The 5376-nt window shown below is 58.9% G+C and carries 6 protein-coding genes; all 6 read right to left on the bottom strand.

The features are described 5' to 3' along the window. Window positions 1-568: 568 nt before the first annotated feature. A complete protein-coding gene (locus KBY85_RS15725; protein WP_254962400.1) occupies window positions 569-901 on the bottom strand; it encodes a hypothetical protein in 333 nt (110 codons plus the stop codon). A 362-nt stretch (window positions 902-1263) separates the two neighbouring features. Continuing rightward, entirely contained in the window at window positions 1264-1587 is a 324-nt protein-coding gene (locus tag KBY85_RS15720; protein WP_254962399.1) for a hypothetical protein, read from the bottom strand. A 519-nt stretch (window positions 1588-2106) separates the two neighbouring features. Continuing rightward, entirely contained in the window at window positions 2107-2436 is a 330-nt protein-coding gene (locus KBY85_RS15715) for a hypothetical protein (protein ID WP_254962398.1), read from the bottom strand. 1070 nt (window positions 2437-3506) lie between these two features. Further along, entirely contained in the window at window positions 3507-4340 is an 834-nt protein-coding gene (locus KBY85_RS15710) for a M48 family metalloprotease (RefSeq protein ID WP_254962397.1), read from the bottom strand. A gap of 3 nt (window positions 4341-4343) precedes the next feature. Continuing rightward, window positions 4344-4517 (bottom strand): hypothetical protein, encoded by a 174-nt coding sequence (locus tag KBY85_RS15705; RefSeq protein ID WP_254962396.1) that lies wholly within the window; start codon window positions 4515-4517, stop codon window positions 4344-4346. A 164-nt stretch (window positions 4518-4681) separates the two neighbouring features. Next, window positions 4682-5376, bottom strand: a 695-nt coding sequence (locus tag KBY85_RS15700; protein ID WP_315860000.1) for a sigma-70 family RNA polymerase sigma factor, incomplete at its 5' end; no start/stop codon positions are given.

The raw sequence follows: 5376 nt of genomic DNA, 5'->3' as shown, positions 1-5376 counted from the left end.
ATTGTCGGCAGACACCCCGAGAAGCGGGGAAAACTGGAGAGCGGTTTTGCAGAGCCGATGGGCCCCCTCCACCCAGCTGAGGTGCTGAATCGACGGAGACGGTTAAGCAAACGGAAGCCCGACCAGGCGGGAGAGGCTGTAGTCGCCGTAGTTGTCGTTCAGGCCTTTGCAGCTGCCAGGTTTCCCCGCGGGCACGGGCCTATGCGGAATGCCCGAGCGGGAGCGAGCGGCTGGAGCAGGCAGCCCGCTGCTCTACTTCCAGCTGACAAGTGTGCAGAAGGGGCAATGGAACCCGAGCAGGCGGGAGCGGTGGAATCCCCTGACTCGCTGTTGTCCAATAGGTCTGTGTCTGTGCCTGGTTTGCACGGCTTGCACAGTTTATGTGCACGGTTTGCACGGTTTATTCAGCGGGCACAAACGCCGCGCAACCCCGACCAGGCGGGAGCGGGTGGAGCAAGCAAGGCCGCTGCTTTGGTCTGTTTACTGCTCTCTTCTGCTCCCCTGCCCGCTAGACCTGCCACCAGCCAGCACCCCAATAAAAGGGGGCCGATGGCCCCCCAGGGTGGGATTAGCAGACTGAGACGGTGACGCCGGGGAGGCCCTGGAACTTGCGTGCAAAGGCAAATGCTTTTTCAGCAGGGATTAGCCGCATCTTCTTGACGGGCTTACCGCGCCTTCCGAAGTGCTCAACAGTGCAGGGCTGAGCGCCGCTCTTTTTGATTCCGGGCGCATAGCGATGGACGATCAGCAGGCGGATCTTGCAGACGGGGCCTTGTGGAGCTGCCATGGAAATTTTGGCGAGGAACCCCCAGGTGACGCCCCACGGCGCAGCAGCAGGCAAGGGTGGCGTAGCCACTTGCGTAGCCCTTTCCTGCTGCGAGCAAGTGAGGGCAACCTGCAAGGGGTGCTCGACGAATTACCAGCAGTGCCCCAAAGCCAACTGTGCTGGTTCTGTCCGCCTGCCGGCTGCTACGTCCGGGATCAACCAAAGCAAGCGGAGCTGATTGCTGCCTCTACGCAGTAGGAGCGCGGTGAGAAGGTCTCTAGGGATGCGGTCCTGCTAACTGGCAAGAAAAAGCACCTTGATTACAGGCATCCGGTGTCAGTCAGTCACGCATTAGTGCCCAGCTGGGGGGCAGGAGGCCCTCTCCAAAACTGGCTGTGTCAGAGCTCTGGTTCAAACAACCGAATTTCCGTTGTTTGAATTGATTGGCGTCAGCCAGCAAAAAATGGGCCAGCAAAACTGGCCCTTGGATTGCCGGCTCAGATAAGCGCCACCTCCCCAGGGAGCAGAACCCGGCGCTTCTGAGCAGCTGCTAATACCTCTTGGCGATAAAGCTCTTCTCCAGCGGCGCTGAGAGCTGAATCGATGGCATCGATTCGGGCCAGGCACTTAGCGATGGCAGGCAGCACCTCCTCTTCTAGGAGCGTGATTTCCTCTTCTCCATAGGGCTGCTCGCTCCAGGTGCGCCGCAGCGGCAGATCACGGCGCAGCAGCTGCTCGATAGAACGCGAAGCGCGATCAAGCAGCAGGAAGGGATCTTCTTCTGGCCGGCAGAACTTGGACTGGGCGCTATAGGTGGCCATGGGATTCGGCGCCAGGTGTGGCGCAGCGATGGGACCGATCCCAGAGGCGTACTGACGCAAGAAGGAAGCACAATGGAGAGGACCCGGAGTAAGCCCCACCGGAAGCCGACCCAGCTAGGGCCAGTCCAAGTTTTGCAGGTCAGGACAGGACAGATCTGGGCGGCTCAGCTGCCTGCTTCTGGCCAGGGAAGCAGGGTCATATCCCCCACCTTCTTAATCGCCCTGCTGGCCTTGATCTGCGGCGCCTTTGTGATGGCACTGACACCATCCGCACAGCTTCTGGGTGGGTGATTCCTCAATGCGCTGATCAAGCGCAACTAAGCCGCACTTGCCAGTAGGTCACATCAACATGGTCCCAACGAAAGCTGCGCAGTTGGGACCAAGAGTGATGAGGTTTTTCCTGTTGGATGCGCTGGACCGCATTCCACATTGCTAAACATCTTGGCGCCCTGCCGGGATCGCGTCAGGACTGGTTATTTGGCAATGGCGCCCAGAATCACAGGCATCAGCGAGACATGCTTACGGAATTGCATCCAACACTTTCCCGTACATTTCGAACGTCATGTCATTATCGATGCCGCTAACGCTCATAGACCATACTCCTGCTTTTGGAGAGCAAAAGGCAGTAAAATGCATGGGTGAGTTTTTGTGGTTAGCATGGAAATCACCCGACTTCTTGTCGTCACTCATAATTGTTTCTTGCGATTCTGTAAATCCATTTTTGTCCGCTGCCGTCTTCATATCTTTGAGGCACGCCTCAACGGTGCCACTAAGTAGTCCGCCTCCCACGTATGCGGTGGTTGACGCTATGGCCGCTGCCGGAGCAACTGCCACGACAACGGCAAGCATCTGCGATGTCAACCAAGACCTTGAACTCATCACTTAAAATAAATCTTTCTGAATATTAGGCCTTGCAAGGTTATCTGTCAAGACTAGTCACTAATGGCACTTTACGCTTACCAGGATGCCTTCGCTCAGTCTTGATGCTTCCCACCAACTTAGCCTACAGCGCTAGGTTTTGTCTTTTATGCAGTGGGTGCATAGTTCTGGGCCGGATGCCTGTGGGAGCACTGTGTGCTTTCGCCACAAGACCGATGACTGCCCTGTCCATCGCAGTGATCTCTGCAGAAGTCCTTGAGACTGCTCTGCTGAGCCTGGAGCAGATCACCTCACGCATCACGGTGCTTTAGCTGTATTCGTTAACTACGCGCAATATTTCTCTGCGAGCACTAGGGCCCAGGTTCGAATCCTTTCGCCCCGATTGACTTTTCGCCGATTGGCTTCTCCTCCAGGCTGGACAGGGTTTGGACAGAGCCCTTCGCAGGGCAGCCCAGCTAGAGCTGCCTAGACGTCTTGTTTAGGCGCGTAGGCGGCGTTCGTCACAACTCCCAGGGCCGGTATCACTTGATCTCGTAGGGCTCCCGAACTCATGGCGGATCAAGCGGTAGCGCCTGAGCCCGACCCGGATGATCTAGCGACGGGCGTCCTCACCCAACTCAGCATCGCTGGGCCAGTGCCACCAGTTCTCAATGCTCAGGCGCTGCCGAATTCGGCGCACCAAGTTTCTGGGGTGGCGCGGAGCTGTTGAGGAACAGTTACCGCGCCATAGCATGGTTCCACCTTCGGGCCGTTGTCGTGACCATCCCCACGACCAAGGCTCTACCCGGCCGTCAGATCTTCCTCAAACGCGGCTTGCTGAGGTGATGCACCGCATGCACCACCACGCCAATGAGCCCTGAGCGATCAAAGGCTCCAGGGCCAAAGGAATTGCTGATTCTCCAGGCCGCACCGGCTCAAGTAACCACTGCTCCCCCTGACGAAGTAGCGGCCGCATCAGAAAGCTAACTTGGCAGGCAACGACGACTTGCCCGGAGCTGGGTTCAGCATTGTGGCCGATCACCATAGGGAGGGCAAGCTGGTCAGCGTTGCTGCGGGGTCAAGGTGAGCAGGTTGTCAGAGCGGTCGTAGCTATAGCTGGCGCGGGTATTTGCTTGCGTCTTGGCTGGTTGCTTTTCCATGGCGTCGTAGTGAGCGCGCATGGCTTTAAGACGCTCCTCATAGCCGGGATGGGTTGACTCGGGCTCGGTAATCGAGCCATCACCGACGGAGCGGTGCATGAACTCAAGCTCTTGCTGGCAGACACGGCCGGGGTAGCCAGCGCGGCTGAGCATGGTGGCGGCATCACGGTCAGCTTCCAGCTCGAACTCGCGCGAGCGTTTCATCTCCGCAAGCTTTTTTTGCTCCTCTGGCTGGCCTTTGAGGTTGTGATTTAGGTGATAGCTCTGCTCAAAGATGTGATGGCGTCTGATGTGCGCGATCTCGTGAGCCACCGTGCATGCCAAATAACCGGTGTGGGGGCCGTAGGCGCGGAAGGTGGCACGCGGTATTACTACGGTGCCGCTGGACGCCGCCCAACCCTCGATATCGCCAAGGGTGTAACCCTGGCGTATTAGTTCGTCCCAGCCATTGCCATAGCGTTGGTAAGGGTTGAGTTGGGTAAACATCTGACACTGATCAGGCTTGCAAAGACCCCGTTGCTCGGCAAGTTGGGCGGTGTAGCTACCGCTAGCCACCATGAAAGCGATCGGCTGGCTGCCTAGGTCGTTGCCACGGCTTAGACGCCGCAACACGGTCTCAAGGGCGCGCACCTCCACTGGCGGTTTCTGGGTCCATGACCGGGCACCAATAACGCCAGCTACTAACCCTGCGGCGGCTATGGCAATTGCAATGCTTTTTTTGACTGGAACTGTCATGAGTTAAGACTCCAATAGATCAAGTAGTCGTCCAGCTTCATCGACCAGGCGATGGCGCTTGCCCGTACTGCGGGCGCGGGCCTGAGCAGTGCGGTAAGCATCGGCCTGGTTGTGCTTTTCCTGGAGGCGCTGCCAATGGGCAAATTGGTCTTGCCACTGGATCACGATGCGGATCATGGTTAGGCCGCTGGGTAACTGCAGCCAGCATCAGCGCTGCAAGCACCTAGCCACGCAACCTACCTGCGAATAACAAACCCCAGCTGGTTCTTGATGGCAGTGGCATTGGTGCCCTTGTCGGTCCTGGCAACAGGAGGAACAGCAGCAGTGACAGGCTGAAAAGCTCAGCTCAGCTGCTGCCGCAGAGCCTCAAGCGCTTTCTTCTGGGCCCGCTGCACCGACATGGCGCTGATTTGCAGCTGCTCTGCCGCCTGCCGCAGTGACAGGCCCTCAAGGATGGTGAGCCTCAGGGCCGTGGCTTGTGCGGCAGGCAGCTGATCTACTAGCTGCTCCAGCGCCAGATCATCAGCGGGCCCGGCTGCTTCTTGCTCTGGGCTGGCCAGCTGATCGAGCAGGCACGGCTCACCAGCGGCGTGGCCATCAAGGCTGATGTGACCCAAAGGGCACTGACCCTGCTCATGCAGCCGGCGTGGAATGCGCACTAGCCGCACCCGATCGCGCAGGTGATGCTGCAGGGCACCTGAGATGCAGCGGCGCAGATAGGGCTCAGCTGGCTCACCTGCTTTGCAGCGCAGCACTGAACGGAGCAGGGCTTCTCTGGCTACCTGGATCAGATCCTCCCGCTCAACCAAAGGGAAGAAGCGGCGGGCTACAGCTGAGGCAACGGCATCAGCCAGCGAGAGGTGCTCGAGGACCAGGGCATCGCGGGCACGGAGAGCAGAGCGGGAAAGCGGGGCAGCCATCTGGGGACGGCAGAGAACCCCACCCCCAACGGCCAGCCGCAGGGATGTGACAAGGACGCCCCAACGGGGCGCATGGCTAGATCCTTGACGCAGCGCGAGGACTGGACGAGGGATTT

Source organism: Cyanobium sp. BA5m-10, assembly GCF_024346255.1.
In the GTDB taxonomy this organism is placed as follows: domain Bacteria; phylum Cyanobacteriota; class Cyanobacteriia; order PCC-6307; family Cyanobiaceae; genus Cyanobium_A; species Cyanobium_A usitatum.
This window is presented reverse-complemented; position numbering and strand designations above follow the sequence as displayed.